This is a genomic window from Sphingomonas sp. Leaf208 (assembly GCF_001421415.1).
GTDB lineage: Bacteria > Pseudomonadota > Alphaproteobacteria > Sphingomonadales > Sphingomonadaceae > Sphingomonas.
Genome location: NZ_LMKH01000034.1, coordinates 80,296 through 99,483 on the forward strand (window position 1 = coordinate 80,296; position 19,188 = coordinate 99,483).

The following is a 19,188-nucleotide window of genomic DNA, read 5'->3' on the forward strand; positions in this document are numbered from 1 at the left end:
CATGTCACGCTATTTCATCGATCGACCCATCTTCGCATGGGTCATCGCCATCATCCTGATGCTGGCCGGCATCCTCGCGATCCGGTCGCTGCCGATCGCCCAGTTCCCTGAGATCGCCGCCCCCAAGGTGACGGTCGCGACGTCCTATCCGGGCGCCGACGCACAGACGCTTGAGAACACGACGACGCAGATCATTGAGCAGCAGATGAAGGGCATCGACAACCTTCGCTACTTCGCCTCGACCTCGGACGGCTCGGGCAACCTCGCGATCACGCTCACCTTCGAGCAGGGCACCGACCCCGACATCGCGCAGGTCCAGGTGCAGAACAAGCTGCAACAGGCAACGCCGCTCCTGCCGCAGGAAGTGCAGCAGGCCGGCCTTCGCGTGACCAAGGCGACCGCCAACTTCCTGCTCATCATCGCCGCCTATTCGGAAAACGGCGACCACGACCAGGTCGATCTCGGCGACATGATCGCCTCGAAGCTCCAGGATCCGCTCAGCCGCATCAAGGGCGTCGGCGACACGCAGGTGTTCGGCGCGCAATATTCGATGCGGATCTGGGTCGACCCGTTCAAGATGTCGAACCTCGGCGTCACCGTCACCGACATCACCTCCGCACTGACCGCGCAGAACGCCCAGGTCTCGGCCGGCCAGGTCGGCAGTCTGCCTGCCGTGAAGGGCCAGTCGCTCAACGCGACCGTGACCGCACAGTCGCGCCTCCAAACGCCGGAGCAGTTCCGCGCGATCATCGTCCGCTCGGCGACCAGCGGCGCGACCGTGCGCCTGTCGGACGTCGCCCGCGTCGAGATGGGCTCGGAGAACTACAGCTTCCAGGCACGCTATAACGGCAAGCAGGCGGCAGGCTTCGGCGTGAAGCTGGCACCGGGTGCGAACGCGCTCGATACCGTCAAGCTGGTCAAGGCCGAGGTCAACCGGATCGCCAAGCAGTTCCCGCCCGACGTCAAGGTCGCGTTCCCGATCGACAATTCGACGTTCGTGCGGCTGTCGGTCGAGCAGGTCATCCACACGCTGATCGAGGCGATCGTCCTCGTCTTCCTCGTGATGTTCCTGTTCCTCCAGAATTTCCGCGCCACGCTGATCCCGACGATCGCTGTCCCGGTCGTGTTGCTCGGCTCGCTTGCCGTGCTCCAGGTCGCGGGGTTCACGATCAACACGCTGACCTTGTTCGGCATGGTGCTGGCAATCGGCCTGCTCGTCGATGACGCGATCGTCGTCGTCGAGAACGTCGAGCGCCTGATCCAGGAGGAAGGGCTATCCCCGAAGGAAGCCGCCAAGAAGTCGATGGACGAGATCAGCGGTGCGCTGGTCGGCATCGGCCTCGTGCTGTCGGCGGTGTTCCTGCCGATGGCGTTCTTCAGCGGCTCGACCGGCGTGATCTTCCGCCAGTTCTCGATCACCATCGTGTCGTCGATGGCGCTCTCGGTGCTGGTCGCGTTGATCCTCACGCCCGCGCTCTGCGCGACGATCCTGAAGCCTGCCAAGGAAGGGCATGGCGAGAAGAAGGGCTTCTTCGGCTGGTTCAACCGCACCTTCGACAAGGGCGTCGGCAAGTATGGCAACGGCCTGCGCCGCGTCGAGAAGGGCTGGGTCCGCACGATGCTGGTCTATGCCGTGATCGTCGTCGCGATGGCGTTCATCTTCGTCCGCCTGCCCTCGGGCTTCCTCCCCGAGGAAGATCAGGGCGTGATGTTCGCACAGGTCTCGATGCCGTCGGGTACGCCGATGGAGGAGACCACCCGGACGATGGACAAGGTCCGCGATCACTTCATGATCGACGAGAAGGCCAATACCGCGGGTATCTTCACGATCAGCGGCTTCGGCTTCGTCGGCCAAGGCCAGAATGTCGGCATCGCCTTCATCCAGCTCAAGCCCTGGGAAGATCGTAGCGGCAAGGAGAACAGCGTCGCCGCGGTTGCCGCCCGTGCCAACCAGGCGCTCGCCGGGATCCGTGCCGGCATGGTGATCGGCTTCGTGCCGCCCGCCGTGCAGGAACTGGGCAACGCCAACGGCTTCGACTTCATGCTGAAGGACAATGCCGGCGTCGGTCACGAGAAACTGCTCGAGGCGCGCAACATGCTGCTTGGCATGGCCAGCCAGGACAAGCGCCTGATGCAGGTCCGTCCGAACGGCCTGGAGGATGCGCCACAGCTGAAACTGAACGTCGACCAGGCGCAGGCGGGGGCACTCGGCCTCAGCCAGCAGGACATCAACACCACCGTCAGCACCGCATTCGGTGGCGCGTACATCAACGACTTCATCGACCGCGGTCGCGTGAAGAAGGTGTTTGTGCAGGCCGACGCACCGTTCCGCACGACGCCCGCCGATCTCGGCAACTTCTACGTCCGCGGCACGACCAGCAACGCGATGGCGCCGTTCTCTTCCTTCTCGACGACAAGCTGGAACTACGGCCCGTCACGCCTCGAACGCTATAACGGCGTAGCCTCGTTCGAGATCATGGGCTCGCCGGCGCCGGGCGTCAGCAGCGGCACCGCGATCAAGGCGATGGAGGAGATGGCGGCCAAGCTGCCCCCCGGCATCGGCTATGAGTGGACCGGGCTCAGCTATGAGGAAAACCTATCGGGCGGCCAGTCGACCACGGTCTACGCACTCTCGCTGCTGATCGTGTTCCTCTGCCTGGCCGCACTGTACGAGAGCTGGTCGATCCCGATCGCCGTCCTGCTGGTGGTGCCGCTCGGCGTCCTCGGCGCGGTCGGCGCGGCGATGCTCTTCGGGCTGAACAACGACATCTACCTCCAGGTCGGGCTGATCACGACAATCGGCGTGGCGGCGAAGAACGCGATCCTGATCGTGGAGTTCGCCGAGGAGAAGATGGGCGACGGGATGAACGCGGCCGATGCCGCGGTCGAGGCGGCCAAACTCCGCCTTCGCCCGATCCTGATGACGTCGTTCGCGTTCATCTTCGGCGTGTTGCCGCTCGCCTTGTCGAGCGGTGCCGGCGCCGGCGGCCAGAACGCGATCGGCTGGGCGGTGGTTGGCGGCATGCTGTCCGCGACCGTCCTCGCGATCTTCTTCGTGCCGCTGTTCTTCCTGCTCGTGAAGCGCGTCTTCAAGCAGGACAAGGCCGGCTCGGGGCAGGACCGCGACCAGGTGCCCGACCGCGACGGCAACCGTGACGACAACCGTGACGGCGGCACCAAGCCCCCCCACGACCAGCGGCCGCAGGAGGCCTGATCCAGATGTTCTCGACCAAGATCTCCAGCCGCACCGCGCTCACGTTCGCCGCCGGGCTCACGCTCGCCGGATGCAACCTCGCCCCCAAATACGTCCGTCCGGAGCTTCCCGTGGCACCAAGCGGACCGACCGGGCCAGCCTATGCGGCCGGCAACGCCGCGAACGCGATCGTACCGGCGGACACCGCGTGGGAGGCGTTCTTTACCGACGACCGCCTGCGCGGCGTGATCCGCCTCGCGCTCGACAATAACCGCGACGTCCGCATCGCGGTCGCCAACGTCGCACAGGCGCGCGCGCAATACCGCGTCCAGCGCGCGGACCTGTTCCCGACGATCGGCGCAACCGGCAGCGCGACCTACCAGAAGTCGCCGTTCGGTGCGGTTGGCGGCGGCGTAGGCGGTGTCGGCGGCGGCACGGGCGGCGGCACTGGTGGTGGCACGGGCGGCGTCGGTGGCGGTACCGGAACGGGTGGCGGCACCGGTGGTGGTACCGGCGGCGCTGGCACGGCCGTCACGGGCAGCGGGCGCGCCGACATCTATTCGGCCAATGTTGGCATCTCGGCATGGGAAATCGACCTCTTCGGCCGCATCCGCAACCTGACGCAGGCGCAGCAGGAAGCGTATTTCGCGGCGGAAGAAAACCGCAACGCCGCCCAGGTGTCGCTCATCTCGGAGACCGCGACCGCGTGGCTGACGATGGCCGCCGACCAGGACCGCCTCAAGATCGCGCAGGATACCGAGCGCGCGTTCGGCCAGACGCTGAAGCTCACGCAGGACCGCTTCCGGATCGGCATCGCCTCCGAGCTCGAAGTGCGTCAGGCGCGCACCACCTATGACCAGGCGCGCTCGGACATTGCCGACGCGACCACGCTGATCGCGCAGGACCAGAACGCGCTCAACCTGCTCGCCGGGACGACCGTGACGCAGGATCTGCTTCCCGCGCGGATGCCGGACAAGACGCCGACGCTGGAGAATCTGCCCGCCAACCTGTCATCGGAGGTGCTGTTACGCCGCCCGGACGTCGCCGCGGCCGAGCACAACTTGATCGCCGCCAACGCGAATATCGGCGCGGCGCGCGCGGCGTTCTTCCCGAACATTTCGCTGACCGCGGCATTCGGCACGCTCAGCCTTGGCTTGTCCAACCTGTTCGGCAGCGGCAGCCAGCAATGGTCGGTCGCCCCGTCGATCACGCAGCCGATCTTCGATTTCGGTCGCAACAAGGGCAACCTGCAATACGCCAAGGCGACGCGCGACGCGATGCTGGCCACGTATGAACGGAGCATCCAGACCGGCTTCCGCGAGGTCGCCGATGCGCTGGCACGTCGCGGCACGATCAACAGCCAGCTCGAGGCTCAGACGTCGCTGCGTGACAACGCGGCCGGCGCGTATAACCTGTCGCAGCTCCGCTTCCGCGCCGGTATCGACCCGTTCCTCAACACGCTCGATTCGCAGCGCGCGCTCTACACCGCCCAGCAGAGCCTGCTCGCGACACGCCTCGTCCGCGACAGCAACGCGGTCGAACTCTACCGCTCGCTCGGTGGTGGCCTGAAGTAAGGCCTGCTTCCAACAACATGACCTGCCCCCCTCCCTGGAAGGGAGGGGCTGGGGGTGGGTAGGCCCGCTCGTGTCGCGGCGTCTGGACAGATCGAAACCGACCCACCCCCGAACCCCTCCCTTTCAGGGAGGGGCGAGAAGGTTCTAGTTCGCCGGCTCCGACAACGGCGCGAACCGTGCCACCTGCCGCCCGACCAGCCGCAACTGCTCGAGCACCGCAGGATCGCTCGCCCCGCCCTCATCGTCGAACTTCGTCACCTGCGTATTGATCGCGGCGGCAAACGGCGTCGGCCACCCGCGCAACGCATGGACGATCGACCGCAACGCCGCGATCGTGCTCCCCGTCGCCTGCCACCCATACGCCGTCGCGATCAGCCCGACCGGCATGTCCGCCAGATACGGCCGCTCCGGATCGCGCGCGGTTTCCTCCAGCAGGTCGAGCGCGTTCTTCACGACGCCTGAAATGCTGCCGTGATAGCCGGGACTTGCGATGATCACCGCCGACGCCTCGCGCACCGCCGCGACGAACGCCTGTTCGTCGGGCGTCCGCGTCGTCGCCTTCGGATCGTAGAGCGGCAGCCGCGCCATGTCGGCGCCGCCGAACATCTGCGTGCGATAGCCCTGTTTCTCGACCGCATCGAGCGCGATCCGCAGCGCACGCTCGGTCGACGAGACGCCGCCGATCGTGCCGCCGATGCCGACGACCAGCGGCAGGACGGCGGGAGGAGTGTCGGAAGCGGCCACGGTTTTATCCTGTTCGAACGTCATGCGATGCTCTTTCCCGTTTCGTCGCGCGATGACAACAGCGCTTCGGTCGGTTCTCGTCCGGCGAACGTAGTGCCGCTGTCGCTAAGCCCCTGTACACGTTAAGCATGCGCAGGAACGGACGGCGCAAGCACAGACTTGCCCGAGCTGTCATAGAACGATAATACACCTGACGTCCGCCGCTTGGCCGACCCGCTGGAACGACCGATGCGCCCCGATCCCTTCGACCCCAACCGTTCCAGCTCCAGCGGCGACCGCGAGCCCTACGCCTATGAGCGCGAGCGGCTGATCACTGAGCGCGAACGCCTGCGCCAGAAATACGAGGCCGAGCGGGACGGTGAAGATCCCGCCCCGTATGATCGCGACTTCGGCGCGGCCTACGCCACCCCCAGCACGCCACGACGCAAGCGTCCGATCGGTCGCTGGATCCTGCGCGGAGCGGGGATCGGCATCGTCCTGCTGGTGATCGCGATCATCTGGCTGGCGATCACCGCACCGCTGTCGAAGTCGCTCCAGCCACCGACCCCGCCCTCCATCACGCTGACCGCGGACGACGGCACGCCAATCGCGCGACGCGGTGCGATCATCGGCAAGTCGGTCGATGCCTCGAAGCTTCCGGCGCACGTCACGCAGGCGTTCCTAGCAATCGAGGACCGGCGCTTCTATTCGCACTGGGGCGTCGACCCGCGCGGCATCGCGCGCGCAGCCTGGGCGAACATGGGCTCGGGCGGCGTGCGCCAGGGCGGCTCGACGATCACGCAGCAGCTCGCGAAGAACGCGTTCCTCGATTCGGACCGCACCGCGACGCGGAAGATTCGCGAGGCGATGATCGCGTTCTGGCTCGAGGCATGGCTGTCGAAGAACGAAATCCTCTCGCGCTATGTCTCCAACGTCTATTTCGGCGACAACACCTACGGGATCAGCGCGGCCGCCAAGCACTATTTCGGTCGGACCCCCGACAAGCTCAACGTCGGCCAGGCGGCAATGCTCGCCGGCCTCGTCAAGGCACCGTCGCGTCTCGCCCCCACCTCCAACCTCGAAGGCGCGCGCAAGCGAGAGGCCGTCGTGGTCGGCGCGATGGTCGACGCGGGCTTCCTTACCAAGGCGGAGGGCGAGGCGGTCCAACCGCAGCGCGTACTCGGCAGCCGCCCGTCGCAGCTCCCCAACGGCACCTATTTCGCCGATTGGATACTCCCCGAAGCGCGCGACCAGGCCGGTGAGATCAAGACCGAGGCGACCGTCCAGACGACACTAGACCCGCGGCTACAGCGCGCGGCAGAACGCACCATAGCGCGCGCGGGTCTGCGTCAGGCGCAGGTCGCGCTGGTGGCGATGCGACCCGATGGCCGCGTCGTCGCGATGATCGGCGGCAAGAACTACGCGAAAAGCCCGTTCAACCGCGCGACGCAGGCGCGGCGCCAGCCCGGCTCGACCTTCAAGCTGTTCGTCTACCTCGCCGCGATGCGCCAGGGCCTCACCCCCGATTCGACGATCGAGGACCGCCCGGTGACGATAGGCGACTGGACCCCGAAGAACAGCGACGGCCGCTATCAGGGGACGATCACGCTGCGCCAGGCATTCGCACGCTCGTCCAACGTGGCGGCTGCGCGGCTCACACAACAGGTCGGCGTGAAGGCGGTGATCAAGGCGGCGCGCGATCTCGGCATCTCGACGCCTATCCCGAGCGAGGCGACGATCGGCCTCGGCACCTCGACCGTGTCGCTGCTCGAACTGACCGCCGCCTATGCCGCGATCGCGCGCGAGCAATATCCGGTCCAGCCGCGCGGGCTCGCCGACGTCCGCGAGAAGGGCTGGTACCAGTCGCTGACCGGCGGCGCGACCGAGATGCCGAGCAATATCCACGACGAGATGCTCGACCTGCTGGCGGCCTCGATCCGCACCGGCACCGGGCGCGGCGCGAACCTCACGGTCGACGCGTTCGGCAAGACCGGCACGACGTCGGACAACAAGGACGCGCTGTTCGTCGGCTTCGCGCGCGATCTGGTGGTCGGCGTGTGGGTCGGCAACGACGACAATTCGTCGAACCCCGGCCTGTCGGGCGGCGGCATCCCCGCACGGATCTGGCGCGACTTCATGCAGAGCGCGCTGGGGATCGCACCGATCGCGGCGCCTGCGCCCGCGGTGGAAGAGGTCGATCCGGACTCACTGCCAGCGGAAGACCAAGAGAATTCCATTCTGCCGCTAGGCGGGGAGATCGAAGGAATGGGCTTCAACCTGAAGATGGGCGAGGACGGCACTATCTCCGTCGGCCCCTCCCGCCGCGACCGCCAGGAAGGCCCGCCTCCCCGCGACGATCGCCGGCCGCCGGAAGAAGAACCGGGACCCGACGAGGGGCAATAGGGCTCCAGCCGTAGAGCAGCTTGTTTCCCCGCGAAGGCGGGGACCCAGACTGGGCTCCCGCCTTCGCGGGAGAACAAGAAAGCGGTCGCCAACGTCCGAGCGGCGACACTCCCGTTGACGCCAACACCGCATCGCAGCATGTCTCCCCCATGCGCTTCTTCTCCGACAACGCCGCCACGATCCACCCTCAGGTCATGGCCGCGATCGCCGCCGCCGACACGCTCGACACCGCCTATGCCGGCGACGCGTGGAGCCAGCAGCTCGACGGCCGCCTGTCCGCGCTGTTCGAGACCGACGTCGCCGTCCTCTGGGTCCCCACCGGCACCGCCGCCAACTGCCTCGCGCTCGCCGCACTCTGCCCCCCGCACGGCGGCATCGTCTGCCACCGCGACGCGCATATCCAGAACGATGAGGGCGGCGCGCCCGAATTCTACACGCACGGCGCCAAGCTGTTCCTCGCCGACGGCGATGGCGCAAAGCTGACCCCCGACACCATCCGCACCGTCCTCGACGCGATCCCCGACGACGTCCACCGCGTCCAGCCGCACGCGATCTCGATCACCAACGCCACCGAATATGGCCGCGTCTACCAGCCGCATGAAGTCGCTGCGATTGGCGCGCTGGCAAAGGACCGCGGGCTCGGCTTCCACATGGACGGGGCGCGCTTTGCCAACGCGATGGCGCGTGTCGGCTGCTCGCCCGCCGAGATGACGTGGCGCGCGGGCGTCGACGCGCTGAGCTTCGGCTTCGTCAAGAACGGCGCGATGAGCGCGGAAGCCTTGGTCTTCTTCAAGCCCGACCTTGCCGCCGTCACGCAATACCGCCGCAAACGCGCAGGCCTGCTGCTGTCGAAGGGGCGCTATCTCGCCGCGCAGATCCTCGCCATGCTGGACAACGACCTCTGGCTCGCCAATGCGAAAACAGCGAACGACTCCGCCGCCAAGCTCGCCACCGCCGCCGGCGACCGCCTCGTCCACCCGGTCGAGGCGAACGAAGTGTTCCTCCGCGCCACGCCGGAAGAAGCCGCAGCGCTGCGAGCGAAAGGCTTCGACTTCTACGACTGGGCCGCGGGCGAGGTTCGCCTCGTCACCGCCTGGGACAGTCCGGCGGACGCGGTCGGCCTGCTCGCCGATGCGATCCGGGAGTTATGACCCCCGGCCCGACCGACCCACCACAGTCGACCCGCGCGGCCGTACTGATCCCGTTCGGCATCGTCACGCTGATCTGGGGCTCGACCTGGCTCGTCATCCGCGACCAGATCGCGGTGGTGCCGCCGAGCTGGTCGATCAGCTACCGCTTCCTCGTCGCCGGCATCGCAATGGCGATCTACGCAGGCATCAAGCGCGAAAGCTTCAAGTTCGACGCGCGCGGCTATACGTTCGCGGCCGTGATCGGCATCGCGCTGTTCACGTTCAACTTCAACTTCGTCTACCGCGCCGAGCATTACGTGACCTCGGGCCTCGTCGCGGTCGTGTTCGCGCTCCTGCTCGTCCCCAACGCGATCTTCGGCCGAATCTTCCTCAAGCAACGGCTCGGACGGCAGCTGATGGTCGGGTGCGCGGTCGCGATGGCGGGGGTCGCGTTGCTGTTCGTCAACGAGGCGCGGGTCGATCCGCACGGGCCGCGCTCGGCGACGATCGGCATCGTCCTGACGCTGTGCGGCGTGATGGCCGCGTCGGTCGCCAACGTCATCCAGGGCAGCGCGTTCGCCAAACGCTATCCGATGGCACCGACGCTCGCGATGGCAATGCTGATCGGCGCGAGCCTCGACGCGGCGTTCGCCTGGATCACCACCGGGCCGCCGGTGTTCGAGCCGCGCTTCGGCTATGTCGCGGGCATCCTCTATCTCGGCGTGTTCGCCTCCGCGCTCGCTTTCCCGCTCTATTTCAACGTCATCCGCGCGATCGGCCCAGCCAAGGCGGCCTATTCGGGCGTCATCGTGCCGGTGATCGCGATGCTGCTATCTACGATCTTCGAACGCTATCACTGGTCGACGCTGGCCGTCGCCGGCGCGGTGTTGTCGGGAATCGGCCTCGTCATCGCACTCAGCGCACGCAGGCCGGCGCGGTAGTTGGGCCAGGCGGGCGTCCAGCCAAGCACGCGCTTAGCCTTACCGTTCGCCACCCGCCGGTTCTCGTTATAAAATCCGCGCCCCATCGCCGAGAGTTCCTCGAGCGTCACGAACGGCGGCGCGGGCATCCCAAGCAACATCGCCGCGAACGCCACCACGTCGTTCTGCGACGCAGGCACGTCGTCCGCAAGATTATACGCCCCTGCCGGCGCATCGAACCCGGCGATCACACCCGAGACGATATCGTCGACATGCGCGCGACTGAACACCTGGCCGGGTTGCTCGATCCTGTGCGCCTTGCCCTGCCGCACCCTGTCGAGCGGCGAGCGCCCGGGACCATAGATACCCGGCAACCGAAACGTCCGCGCACCAATGGCCAGCCAGTCCGCATCCGCCGCCGCGCGCGCGCTCCGACGACCGCCACCGATCGGTGCCGTCTCGTCCACCCACGCACCCTGCGCATCGCCGTACACCCCCGTCGACGACAGATAGCCGATCCAAGCGCGTGTCCGCAGCAACAACGAACCGTAGCGCCCGAGCACCGGGTCCGCCTCATGCTCGGGCGGCACCGACGACAGGATATGCGTCGCCGCCGCGATCTCCGCCGTCACCGCATCCGTATCGTCAAACCTGAGCGTATCGCCGCGACCGTCGCGCGTGGTGCCGACGACATGCCAGCCATCTGCCGCAAGCCGCTCGGCAAGCCGCGACGCGGTGTAGCCGAGACCGAAGACCAGCAGCCGGCTCATTTGCCCACCGCCGCGCCAGCCATCGGCCCCTTGTACAACGTCCCGAAATAGTCGCCCGAATTCCACACCGGCCGCTGCGCCCCGTCGGCGATCTCGCGCGCGATCCGGTAGTTCGCATCGACGAACCGCACGCCCTGATCCCACAGGATCGGCTGCGTCAGGTCGTCCGACGGCTTGTGATAATTGTTCGCCATGAAATACGCGACCGCGGCCTTGCCCGGCCCCTTCTGGCCCGGCCACAGGAATACCGACGGGATCCCCTTCTGGACGAAGCGGAAATGATCCGAGCGGACGAAGATGCCCTCCTCCGGCATCGGGTCGGGCGACAGGCCGACGCCGATCGCCGCCACCGCCTTCTGGACGATCGGGCCGATCGTCGAGCGCTCGGCGCCGAACACCACCATGTCCTCGAACTTGTAGGTGAGGATCGGCATGTCGAGGTTCACGTCCGCGACGATCGAGGTCAGCGGCACGGTCGGGTGATTGGTGAAGTAATCGCTGCCGACCAGCCCCTTCTCCTCGCCGGTGACGGCCAGGAACATGATCGTCCGCTTTGGCGCCTGGCCGCTGGCGGTGAAGCGCTTGGCCTCCTCGATCAGGCTGGCGATGCCGATCGCATTGTCGAGCGCGCCGTTGTTGAGCGCATCGCCCTTCACTGGCTTGGTGATGCCGATATGATCGAGATGGGCGGAGAGCACGACGACCTCCTTGCCGACCACAGGATCGTTGCCGGGGATAATGCCGACGACGTTGCTGCTGGCAGCGGGCACAAAGTTCGTCTTGGTCGCGACGGTGACCATGCCGACCAGCGGCACCGCCTTGAACTTCGCGTTGTCGCTGTTCGCCTGCTTGACGACCTTGCTCCAAGGCGTCTTCGCACCCGCGAACAGCTTGGCCGCACCGACCATGCTGACCGTGCCGAGCGACGGCGCGCCGGGCGCATCGACCTTGCCGGTGCCGTCGGGATTCGCCCACGTCATCCGCGGCGTCGCATAAAACTCCGCCATCTTGCCGAACGTCCGCACCTTGGCCGAGCGCGGGCTTTCCAGCGTGATCACGCCGACCGCGCCCTTGGCCTGTGCGATCGCAGCCTTGGTGCCGCCCGAGCCGAAGAACGCACGCTCCTCGCCACCGAACCGCGCGGGCGAGCCGCCGAAATACGCGACGATCTTGCCGCGCACGTCGACGCCCTTGTAATCGTCCTGGCCATATTGCGGCGCGTCGATCCCGTAACCGACGAACACGACGGGCGCCGACACGCTGGTCTCCGCCTTCGCGCCGTTCGCGGCGGGCACGTAATCCTCACCGAACACGAACGGCTGCGCAGGCCCGCGACCGGTCCAGATGAAATCGCCCTTGCTCGCCGCCTTGTACGACACGAGCGGCACGGTCTGGAGATACCCGCCCTGATCGCCACCCGGCCGCAGACCCGCCGCATAAAATTGCGCGGCGACATATTGCGCGGCGATATCGAACTCGGGGCTGCCAGCCTCGCGACCCTTCATCGCGTCCGACGCGAGAAACAGCACGTGCGCCTTCATCGCCGCCTGATCCGCCGGCAGCGGTGCGGCGAGCTTCGCGTTCAGCTCGACCGTATTTGGCGCGGTCACCGGAGCCGGCGCGGGAGCAGCTTGGGGCGCAGTCTGAGCAAGGGCAGAGGTAGAAAGCGCGAGCACCGCGAGCGCGCCGATAGGACGATACATCCGAAAATCCTTGCAAAGGGAACGTGTTGCAGCGGCGTAGCATCCACCGTCACCCGCGCAAGCTTTGGGGCATGGAGCAAAGACCTTCTCCGCAGAGAAGTACCACCCCGGCGGAGGCCGGGGTCCAGTTGGGAAACGGTGCTGACGCAGGCTGCGCTCCGTTACTGCAACCTCTCCAACTGGACCCCGGCCTCCGCCGGGGAGGTGCAAGTAATCGAACCGCACGCCCCCAAGCTTTGGCTGGCGGTAGGACGCCACAGCCCTATATTCGCAAACATATGCTCGATATCCAGAACAGTCTCGCCCACCCGCTCGTCATTCGCCGCGAGGACTATACCCCGCCCGAGTGGCTGGTCCCCGAGACGAAACTGGAGTTCGACCTCGATCCCTCCACCACCCGCGTAACGGCAACATTGTCGGTCATGCGCAACGGCGATCACGCCGCACCGCTGCGGCTCGACGGCGCGGGCCAGAAGCCGCTCTCGGTCACGGTCGATGGCGTCGCGATCAACGACTGGCGGATCGACGGCGAACAGCTCGTCATTCCCCTCGCCGGCGCCGCACATGTCGTCGAGACTCAGGTCGAGATCGCCCCCGATCGCAACACGCAGTTGATGGGGCTCTATGCCTCGGGCGGTAATCTCTGCACCCAGTGCGAGGCCGAGGGCTTTCGCCGCATCACCTATTTTCCCGACCGCCCCGACGTGCTCAGCATTTATTCGGTCTGCATGACCGCCGACAAAAAGCACTTCCCCGTGCTGCTCGCGAACGGCGACCCGGTCGCGCAGGGCGATCTCGACGATGGCCGCCACTGGGCGACGTGGCACGACCCCTTCCCGAAACCCTCCTATCTGTTCGCACTGGTCGCCGGCGATCTCGCGGTAAACCGCAGCAGCTTCACCACGATGTCGGGGCGCGAGGTATCGCTCGGCATATGGGTGCGCGAGGCTGACCTGCCCAAGACCGACCACGCGTTGAAAGCGCTCGAACTCGCGATGGCGTGGGACGAGACGACCTATGGTCGCGAGTACGATCTGGACGTGTTCAACATTGTCGCGGTCGACGACTTCAATTTCGGCGCGATGGAGAACAAGGGCCTAAATATCTTCAACTCGCGCTACATCCTCGCCGACCCGGATACCGCGACCGATTACGACTATGACGCGATCGCCGCGGTCGTCGCGCACGAATATTTCCACAATTGGTCGGGCAACCGGATCACCTGCCGAGACTGGTTCCAGCTGTCGTTGAAGGAGGGCTTTACAGTCTACCGCGACCAGGGCTTCTCCGCCGACCAGGGCTCCCGCGCGGTCAAGCGGATCGAGGACGTCCGCGGCCTGCGTGCGTCGCAATTCCCCGAGGATTCGGGCCCGCTCGCGCACCCCGTGCGGCCTGAATCCTACCAGGAGATCTCGAACTTCTACACAGCGACGATCTACAACAAGGGCGCCGAGCTGATCCGGATGATGGCCGCGATCCTCGGACCGAAGGGCTTCCGCGCGGGCACCGACCTGTATTTCGACCGGTACGACGGCACCGCCGCCACCTGCGAGGATTTCGTCACGTCGATGGAGGAAGGCGGCAACGTCGACCTCACCCAGTTCCGCCTCTGGTATTCGCAGGCAGGCACGCCGCGCGTCTCGGCAAGCCTGTCGCACGACGGCGACCGCGCGACGCTGCAGCTCGCGCAGCAGGTACCCGCGACGCCCGGCCAGCCATTGAAGTCGCCGATGGTGCTGCCGCTGCGTGTGAAGCTGTTCGGTGCCGAATCGGGTGCGGCGCTAACCGACGAACGCCTCGTGCTGTTCGACGACACGCTCGACACGATCGAATTCGAAGGCCTTGCCGAACGCCCGGTGCTGTCGATCAACCGCGGCTTCTCCGCGCCGGTGGTCATCGAAAGTGACCGCACCGCCGCCGACCTCGCTTTCCTCAGCGCGCACGACGACGATCCGTTCGCGCGCTACGAGGCGATGCAGCAGCTGATGCTCGATACGCTGGTCGCCTCGACCGGCGGTCATGCGGATCACGAGGCCGTGATCGCCGCGGTCGCGAACACGCTTGCCAACGCCGATCTCGATCTGGCGTTCGTCGCGGAGGCGGTGTTGCTTCCGTCGGAAAGCTTCATCGGCGACCAGATGGCCGTCGTCGACCCCGACGCGATCTTCCGCGCCCGCGAGGCACTGCGTCGCGATCTCGGGACGCGGCTGGAGACGCAGTGGCGGCAGGCGTATGCGCGGGGTGAGGGTCAGCCCTATGCCTACACCCCCGAGGGCAAGGGCCTGCGTCGACTGCGGTCGGTCGCGCTCGGCTATATAGCGGCGAGCGGCGCGGACGATGCGGCGGACCTCGCCTTCGCGCAGTTCGATTCGGCCGACAACATGACCGACCGAATGGGCGCGCTGACGACGCTGGTGAGTAGCGCGTCAGAGATCCGCTCCACCGCGCTCGACATCTTCTACAGCCAATATTGCGACAACCCGCTGGTGCTCGACAAGTGGTTCCAGGCGCAGGCGCAGTCGTCGCGCGACGATACCGGTGCGATCGTGGCGGGGCTGGCCGAGCATGCCGACTTCACGCTGACCAACCCCAACCGCGCCCGATCGCTGATCGGCGCGTTCGGCGCGAACCAGCGTGCGTTCAACACTGTCGACGGGAGTGGGTATCGATTCCTCGCGGACCAGCTGATCGCGCTGGACCGCCTCAACCCGCAGACCGCGGCGAAACTCCTGCCGCCGCTCGGCCGCTGGCGCCGATTCGACGCGGCGCGCGCGGGGTTGATGCGCGCGGAACTGGAACGGATCGTGCGGACGCCGGGGCTGTCCAAGGACCTGTTCGAGCAGGCTTCTAAGAGCCTCGAAGGCTGAACCTAATCCTCCCCTGCAAGGGGAGGTGGCAGCGCATTGCGCTGACGGAGGGGTGACGCGCCGTCGATAGGGTGTCACCCCTCCGTCGCTTCGCGCCACCTCCCCTTGCAGGGGAGGATCATGGACAATGCTCTACCGGCGACTCGCAAAGAACCCGCGCAAAATCCCCGCAGCCTCAGTCTCCGCAATCCCCGCATAAACCTCAGGCCGATGATGACACGTCGGCTGCCCGAAAAACCGAGGTCCATGCTCGACCGCCCCGCCCTTCGCATCCGCCGCCCCATAATAGAGCCGCGCGATCCGGGCATGCGCGATTGCCCCGGCACACATCGCACACGGCTCCAGCGTCACCCAGAGATCGCACCCCTCGAGCCGATCACTCCCTAAAACCAAAGCAGCAGTGCGAATCGCCTGGATCTCGGCATGCGCAGTCGGATCGCACAACGCCCGCGGCGCATTCGCCCCCGTCGCGATAATAACGCCATCCTTAACGACAACGGCGCCAACCGGGACTTCCCCAGCCAGCGCCGCATCGCGCGCCGCGTCGAGCGCGCGGCGCATAGGTTCGGGGACAGGGAACATGGCCTCAGGCCCTGCCCCGCCGCCCGCCCCACGTAAACACCCGCGTAAAGATCAGTTCGGTGCCTGGCTGTTGCCCGGCTTCTCGACGTTGATCGTCGGCACCGCCACCGTCTTGTTCTCGGTGCCGAGCGTGACCTTGGCGACGTCGGCCTGGAACTTCGGCGCCTGAACGACGCCCTGGCGGGTCTGGTCGATGTTGATGATCCCGAAATACATCAGGCCGACCACGACCAGCACGACGATCGCGACGAGAGACAAGAGCGTACGCATGGGACATCCCCTTTTATTGAACAGTTCGATAGCGTAACAACGTCGTCGATCGCCGTGGGTTGCACAATGCTCATTGCGGACGACCGAGGACACGTTTGACGTGAATCGGTTGACGAAAGCCGGCGTGCCAGCTATCCGCGCGCCTTTCCGGGGTTCCTCCCGACACTTGAATAGGTAATCACATGTCGCGCATCTGCGAACTGACCGGCAAGGGCCGGATGGTCGGGAACAACGTCTCCCACGCCAACAACAAGACCAAGCGCACGTTCCTCCCGAACCTGCAGAATGTCACGCTGCTTTCCGATTCGCTCGAGAAGGGCGTCAAGCTGCGCGTCTCGACGCACGGCCTGCGTACCGTCGAGCATAATGGTGGCCTCGACAACTGGCTGGTGAAGGTCTCGGACGACAAGCTGTCGCTCCGCGTTCGTCGCCTGAAGCGCGAAGTCGTCAAGAAGATCGCAGCCTCGGCGGTCGCCGCTTAAAAGCGACGTCGTATTGCGATCACCGCGGCCCGCCCTGCACCTAGCAGGGCGGGCCGTCGGCGTTTGTGGGTTTAGCGATCCAGCCTGAACTTCAGCAGCAGCGTGCGCTGGAGAAACATCTGGTTGTCGTCCGACACGATCCACACGATCGTCGCGCCGTTCTCGACCGTCGTGTCGATCCCCTCGAAATTGTCGTGGATTAGCGGCGCATCGATCGTCGCGATCAGGCGGCCGCGTGCGATTCGCCCCGCCGCGACGTCGCGCGCGGCGACCCGTGATATCCGCGCCGAGAACGTGAACGGCAGTCGGAAACCACGATCGAGCACCAGCAGGTCGCCATTCGGCAACGCGGTGACGTCAGACGGGTCGTATCGCCCGAACGGTTCGTACGCGAATCGCTCCGGTTCCCCCGCCCCGGTCGGATCACCCGCGAAGATCAGCGCCTGCCGCGTGTGCAACCGTTCCTCGTCCGACCCGGCCCAGTCCGGCCGACGCACATGCGCCTCCTCGCTGATCACGACGAATCGCCCATCGGGCAGCCGCGCCATCGATTCGGGTCCGCCATTCGACGGCCATTTTCGCATCGCCTCGGGCATCACTCGCGCCTCGTACCGCGCAAACCCCGCAGCATAGCGCCAGATTGAATTGTCATCCTCGAAGCCGACCCAGATCTTTCCCGTGACCGGATCGATCGCCATCGATTCGCTGTCGCGGTCGCGTTTCTCCCAGCCGATGCCGGGGCCCGCGGGCAGGTTCTCGAATGCCACCCGGTGCGGAAGCCAGTCGGTGCCCATGTCGAACTGGACGATATTACCGCCGTCGCTCAGCAGCGTGAAGCGGTTGCCGGTCGCGGCCGGCGCGACGTCGAGCGACGAGAATCCCCCGAACGCCGGATCGCGACTGTCGAGCGCCACCCCGCCCAGATAGGTAAGCCCACCGACGCGCACATGCCGCGGGTTGGTCCGGTCGAGCATCACGCGGGTCGCGGTCAGCTGCGCCCGCTTGCCGAGCAGGTCGAGCCGCGCTTCGCCCGACCAGGTCGGCACGATCGCGCAGACGCTCGCGGCGACGAACAGGACAGTGATCAGGCGCCGCATCGCGTCCCTCATAGGGTGTCCGGCGATCCGCGGAAGCATGAACAGCGGATAACGGAGGCATTCAGGCTTAGCTCAATGCGAATCACTCATAAGCGTCTCATCGAGGATGGAAGCACGGCCCCCGCCGCCGCCGAAATCCCCAACGGGAGACGCACGATGTTCAAGACTTTTACTCTCGCCGCCAGTGCCCTCGCATTGGGTGCGACCGCCCTCGTTCCCGCTGCCGCCGATGCGCAGCGCTGGGGCTCGCGCTACGAGCGTGGCTACGATGGCTACCAGGGTGGCGGCTATCGCGATGGTGGCTACGACCGCGGCTACCGCGGCGACTACCGCGAGTATCGCGGCAACGATCGCCGCTACAACTACCGCAGCCGTCGCGGCTGCGACAACACCGGCGGCACGATCATCGGCGCGCTCGCCGGCGGCCTGCTCGGTCACACCATCGCCGGTCGTGGTGACCGGACGCTCGGCGCAGTCCTCGGTGCAGCCGGTGGTGGTCTTGCCGGCAACGCGATCGATAAGTCGGATAACCCAGGGTACTGCCGGCGCTAGGCCCGGCAAGCCCGGGCCGGTGCTCGCGAAAGCGAGCAACCGCCGGCACGGACGGCGGGCAGGCTAAGCCTGACCCGACCGACGACGGCTTCGCCGACGTCGCGCCCGTTCGAGCCACACCAGTTTCCCAGTTCCCTCGCGTAGCGTATCGAGGGCGAGGGCCGGCTTCCCGTACGGGAGCCGGCCCTTTGTTCGTCTATCGTTTTCCTGCGAACGCAGGAATCCAGGGTTACTCAGCCCAGCCCCCGCAACCCTTGGCTCCTGCATTCGCAGGAGAACAAGAAGTTACGCGATCCGGTCCGGGACCTCGGCCGCATCCTCGGCGATCGCCGCATCGGGCGCCACCGCCTCCCAGGGAAACACGAACCAGTCCTTCGTCACAGCCCGGTCGATCGTCCGCGCACAATACTCGATCCGCTCCGCCGAACTTACGTTATCGATCAACATCGCAAACCGCACCGCGCCCTCGACAGCACCCGCCGCCGCCAGCGCACGCCGCAGATGCGTGATCGTCCGCCCCGAATCATTGATGTCGTCGACAAACAGCAGTCGCTCGCCCCCTCGCGTCCGCGCGGCAAGCTTCACCAGCGGTTCGTCGGCAAAGTCCTTCACCTGGCTCGAATAATCCACCGACAGTGTCGGCAACCCGATCGCATGGCTGAGGAAAACCGCCGGCACGAGCCCGCCACGGCCGATGCCGATAATGTAGTCGGGTTTCCACGCGGTATCCTCGACGAGCTTGGCGGCGAGGATGTGCACGGCAGCGACGAACTCGTGCTGTCGAATAGGGGTAAAGATCGGCATCGGTCGGATGCTAGCGGGTCAGGGCGAAGACTTCACCCAAAACCCGCCGCATCGCTCTCTTGTTTCCCCGCGAAGGCGGGGACCCAGTCTGGGCTCCCGCCTTCGCGGGAGAACAAGA

The 19,188-nt window shown here is 66.4% G+C and carries 15 protein-coding genes; 8 read left to right on the forward strand and 7 right to left on the reverse strand.

Going from position 1 to position 19,188, the window contains the following annotated elements; translation table 11 throughout:
• The first annotated feature begins 1 nt into the window (after nucleotide 1).
• Together ASE69_RS13085 and ASE69_RS13090 are read left to right on the forward strand one after the other, a co-directional pair.
• Nucleotides 2–3,214 (forward strand): efflux RND transporter permease subunit, encoded by a 3,213-nt coding sequence (locus ASE69_RS13085; RefSeq protein WP_056487364.1) that lies wholly within the window; start codon nucleotides 2–4, stop codon nucleotides 3,212–3,214.
• A gap of 5 nt (nucleotides 3,215–3,219) precedes the next feature.
• Complete coding sequence (locus tag ASE69_RS13090; RefSeq protein ID WP_056487367.1) at nucleotides 3,220–4,767, forward strand: efflux transporter outer membrane subunit; 1,548 nt, start codon at nucleotides 3,220–3,222, stop codon at nucleotides 4,765–4,767.
• Between the two features lie 144 nt (nucleotides 4,768–4,911).
• On the opposite strand, the gene ASE69_RS13095 is transcribed toward ASE69_RS13090, so the two are convergent.
• Nucleotides 4,912–5,511 (reverse strand): NADPH-dependent FMN reductase, encoded by a 600-nt coding sequence (locus ASE69_RS13095; RefSeq protein ID WP_235518724.1) that lies wholly within the window; start codon nucleotides 5,509–5,511, stop codon nucleotides 4,912–4,914.
• A gap of 228 nt (nucleotides 5,512–5,739) precedes the next feature.
• On the opposite strand from ASE69_RS13095, the gene ASE69_RS13100 reads away from it, so the two are divergent.
• The 3 genes from ASE69_RS13100 (at nucleotide 5,740) to ASE69_RS13110 (ending at nucleotide 9,964) form a co-directional block, all read left to right on the forward strand.
• Entirely contained in the window at nucleotides 5,740–7,893 is a 2,154-nt protein-coding gene (locus tag ASE69_RS13100) for a transglycosylase domain-containing protein (protein WP_082453144.1), read from the forward strand.
• 149 nt (nucleotides 7,894–8,042) lie between these two features.
• Complete coding sequence (locus ASE69_RS13105; RefSeq protein ID WP_056487371.1) at nucleotides 8,043–9,044, forward strand: threonine aldolase family protein; 1,002 nt, start codon at nucleotides 8,043–8,045, stop codon at nucleotides 9,042–9,044.
• Complete coding sequence (locus ASE69_RS13110) at nucleotides 9,041–9,964, forward strand: DMT family transporter (protein WP_056487374.1); 924 nt, start codon at nucleotides 9,041–9,043, stop codon at nucleotides 9,962–9,964. The genes ASE69_RS13105 and ASE69_RS13110 overlap by 4 nt, the downstream gene beginning before the upstream one ends.
• Here ASE69_RS13110 and ASE69_RS13115 read toward each other — a convergent pair.
• Both ASE69_RS13115 and ASE69_RS13120 read right to left on the reverse strand, forming a co-directional pair.
• Nucleotides 9,877–10,713: an NAD(P)-dependent oxidoreductase gene (locus tag ASE69_RS13115; RefSeq protein WP_056487377.1), complete on the reverse strand. Its 837-nt coding sequence runs from the start codon at nucleotides 10,711–10,713 to the stop codon at nucleotides 9,877–9,879. The genes ASE69_RS13110 and ASE69_RS13115 overlap by 88 nt on opposite strands.
• Nucleotides 10,710–12,416: a M28 family metallopeptidase gene (locus ASE69_RS13120; protein WP_056487379.1), complete on the reverse strand. Its 1,707-nt coding sequence runs from the start codon at nucleotides 12,414–12,416 to the stop codon at nucleotides 10,710–10,712. The genes ASE69_RS13115 and ASE69_RS13120 overlap by 4 nt, the downstream gene beginning before the upstream one ends.
• A gap of 278 nt (nucleotides 12,417–12,694) precedes the next feature.
• On the opposite strand from ASE69_RS13120, the gene pepN reads away from it, so the two are divergent.
• Entirely contained in the window at nucleotides 12,695–15,283 is a 2,589-nt protein-coding gene (gene pepN / locus ASE69_RS13125; RefSeq protein ID WP_056487381.1) for an aminopeptidase N, read from the forward strand.
• A 132-nt stretch (nucleotides 15,284–15,415) separates the two neighbouring features.
• On the opposite strand, the gene ASE69_RS13130 is transcribed toward pepN, so the two are convergent.
• Together ASE69_RS13130 and ASE69_RS13135 are read right to left on the reverse strand one after the other, a co-directional pair.
• Nucleotides 15,416–15,865 (reverse strand): nucleoside deaminase, encoded by a 450-nt coding sequence (locus ASE69_RS13130; RefSeq protein WP_235518726.1) that lies wholly within the window; start codon nucleotides 15,863–15,865, stop codon nucleotides 15,416–15,418.
• A gap of 51 nt (nucleotides 15,866–15,916) precedes the next feature.
• Complete coding sequence (locus ASE69_RS13135) at nucleotides 15,917–16,135, reverse strand: hypothetical protein (protein ID WP_056487387.1); 219 nt, start codon at nucleotides 16,133–16,135, stop codon at nucleotides 15,917–15,919.
• Between the two features lie 182 nt (nucleotides 16,136–16,317).
• On the opposite strand from ASE69_RS13135, the gene rpmB reads away from it, so the two are divergent.
• Nucleotides 16,318–16,617: a 50S ribosomal protein L28 gene (gene rpmB / locus ASE69_RS13140; RefSeq protein ID WP_056053386.1), complete on the forward strand. Its 300-nt coding sequence runs from the start codon at nucleotides 16,318–16,320 to the stop codon at nucleotides 16,615–16,617.
• Between the two features lie 71 nt (nucleotides 16,618–16,688).
• Here the strand turns inward: rpmB and ASE69_RS13145 are convergent, their stop codons facing one another.
• Nucleotides 16,689–17,714 carry an esterase-like activity of phytase family protein gene (locus tag ASE69_RS13145; protein ID WP_235518737.1) on the reverse strand — a complete coding sequence of 342 codons (1,026 nt, stop codon included), beginning with the start codon at nucleotides 17,712–17,714 and terminating at the stop codon, nucleotides 16,689–16,691.
• Nucleotides 17,715–17,870: 156 nt separating this feature from the next.
• Between ASE69_RS13145 and ASE69_RS13150 the strand changes: the two genes are divergently transcribed.
• Nucleotides 17,871–18,266, forward strand: a complete 396-nt coding sequence (locus ASE69_RS13150) for a glycine zipper 2TM domain-containing protein (RefSeq protein ID WP_056487390.1) — start codon at nucleotides 17,871–17,873, stop codon at nucleotides 18,264–18,266.
• A 285-nt stretch (nucleotides 18,267–18,551) separates the two neighbouring features.
• Here ASE69_RS13150 and ASE69_RS13155 read toward each other — a convergent pair whose 3' ends face one another.
• Entirely contained in the window at nucleotides 18,552–19,070 is a 519-nt protein-coding gene (locus tag ASE69_RS13155) for a phosphoribosyltransferase (protein WP_056487391.1), read from the reverse strand.
• Nucleotides 19,071–19,188: the final 118 nt, after the last annotated feature.

Excerpts from the sequence above, each read along its gene's own strand:
- ASE69_RS13150 (WP_056487390.1), top strand. The coding sequence starts at position 17,871 with ATGTTCAAGACTTTTACTCTCGCCGCCAGTGCCCTCGCATTGGGTGCG.
- ASE69_RS13085 (WP_056487364.1), top strand. The coding sequence starts at position 2 with ATGTCACGCTATTTCATCGATCGACCCATCTTCGCATGGGTCATCGCC.
- ASE69_RS13145 (WP_235518737.1), bottom strand. The coding sequence starts at position 17,714 with ATGCGGCGCCTGATCACTGTCCTGTTCGTCGCCGCGAGCGTCTGCGCG.
- ASE69_RS13115 (WP_056487377.1), bottom strand. The coding sequence starts at position 10,713 with ATGAGCCGGCTGCTGGTCTTCGGTCTCGGCTACACCGCGTCGCGGCTT.
- ASE69_RS13155 (WP_056487391.1), bottom strand. The coding sequence starts at position 19,070 with ATGCCGATCTTTACCCCTATTCGACAGCACGAGTTCGTCGCTGCCGTG.
- ASE69_RS13130 (WP_235518726.1), bottom strand. The coding sequence starts at position 15,865 with ATGTTCCCTGTCCCCGAACCTATGCGCCGCGCGCTCGACGCGGCGCGC.
- ASE69_RS13120 (WP_056487379.1), bottom strand. The coding sequence starts at position 12,416 with ATGTATCGTCCTATCGGCGCGCTCGCGGTGCTCGCGCTTTCTACCTCT.
- rpmB (WP_056053386.1), top strand. The coding sequence starts at position 16,318 with ATGTCGCGCATCTGCGAACTGACCGGCAAGGGCCGGATGGTCGGGAAC.
- ASE69_RS13100 (WP_082453144.1), top strand. The coding sequence starts at position 5,740 with ATGCGCCCCGATCCCTTCGACCCCAACCGTTCCAGCTCCAGCGGCGAC.
- ASE69_RS13090 (WP_056487367.1), top strand. The coding sequence starts at position 3,220 with ATGTTCTCGACCAAGATCTCCAGCCGCACCGCGCTCACGTTCGCCGCC.
- ASE69_RS13135 (WP_056487387.1), bottom strand. The coding sequence starts at position 16,135 with ATGCGTACGCTCTTGTCTCTCGTCGCGATCGTCGTGCTGGTCGTGGTC.
- ASE69_RS13105 (WP_056487371.1), top strand. The coding sequence starts at position 8,043 with ATGCGCTTCTTCTCCGACAACGCCGCCACGATCCACCCTCAGGTCATG.
- ASE69_RS13110 (WP_056487374.1), top strand. The coding sequence starts at position 9,041 with ATGACCCCCGGCCCGACCGACCCACCACAGTCGACCCGCGCGGCCGTA.
- pepN (WP_056487381.1), top strand. The coding sequence starts at position 12,695 with ATGCTCGATATCCAGAACAGTCTCGCCCACCCGCTCGTCATTCGCCGC.